The organism is Sedimenticola hydrogenitrophicus (genome assembly GCF_025175675.1).
Classification (GTDB): domain Bacteria; phylum Pseudomonadota; class Gammaproteobacteria; order Chromatiales; family Chromatiaceae; genus Sedimenticola; species Sedimenticola hydrogenitrophicus.
Map to the genome: position 1 here is coordinate 1 of NZ_JANIOA010000114.1, position 1,148 is coordinate 1,148.

The 1,148-nt window shown below is 61.7% G+C and carries 1 protein-coding gene; it reads left to right on the plus strand.

Going from position 1 to position 1,148, the window contains the following annotated elements; all coding sequences use genetic code 11:
- The coding region (gene ltrA, locus NPX02_RS21190; RefSeq protein ID WP_260296055.1) for a group II intron reverse transcriptase/maturase at positions 1-1,144 on the plus strand (1,144 nt) is incomplete at its 5' end.
- Positions 1,145-1,148: the final 4 nt, after the last annotated feature.

Below are 1,148 nucleotides of genomic sequence, written 5' to 3' on the forward strand. Positions count from 1 at the left end.
GGAGGCGGCCTGGCGTGACGTCAGAGCCAACCGGGGAGCGGCGGGCGTGGATGGGCAGAGCATCGAGCGCTTCGAGGCGCGGGCCGAGCACTACCTGGAGGAACTGTCCGAAGTGCTGAAGAGAGGGAGCTACCGACCGGAGGCGATCCGACGCGTCGAGATACCGAAAGGGGACGGCAAATACCGCCCCCTGGGTATCCCGGCGGTGAAAGACCGGATCGTACAGGCGGCGGTGAAGCGCGTGATCGAACCGATCTTCGAGCACGAGTTCCTATCGATGAGCTACGGCTTTCGCCCCGGGCACGGCTGCAAGGACGCACTTCGAGAAGTGGATGCCCTGTTGCGGGAAGGCTACACCTACGTGGTGGATGCCGACCTGCAAGGATACTTTGACAGTATCCCACACGATCGACTACTGGCGCAGGTGGAAGAGCGGATCAGCGACGGCAGACTGCTGTCGGTGCTGGAATCCTGGCTTGAACAGGAGATCGTCAAGGGGGCGGAGCGATGGACGCCAAGCGGCGGAACGCCGCAAGGGGCCATCATCAGTCCGCTCCTGGCGAACCTCTACCTGCACCCACTGGACGTGGAGATGACGAGACGGGGCTACCGGACGGTCCGCTACGCGGATGACATGGTGACCCTGTGCCGAAGCGAGGGCGAGGCCCTGCAAGCCCTGCGGGAAATGCAGCAATGGGTGGAAGCCAATGGACTGCGCCTGCATCCGGACAAGACCCACATTGGGGACTGTCGGGAGAAGGGGCAAGGCTTCGAGTTCCTGGGTTATCGCTTTGAGGCGGGTCGTCGGTGGGTACGGAAGAAGAGCCTGAAAGCCCTCAAGGAGAAGATCCGTCGAAAGACGCGACGGACCTGTGGGAACAGCCTGGAGCATGTTATCGGGGAACTCAACCCTATGTTACGAGGCTGGTTCAACTATTTCCAGCATGCGCGCCGATGGACCTTTGCACGGATAGACCCGTTCCTCCGTCGTCGATTAAGAGCGATCCTGCGCAAGCAGGAAAAACGGCCCGGCATGGGCAGGTGTCATGCCGATCACGTCCGTTGGCCAAACAAGTACTTCGCTGATGCCGGGCTTTTCACCATGGCCGAGGCCTGGCATCTGGCGAGCCAATCACGATGCTGAAACC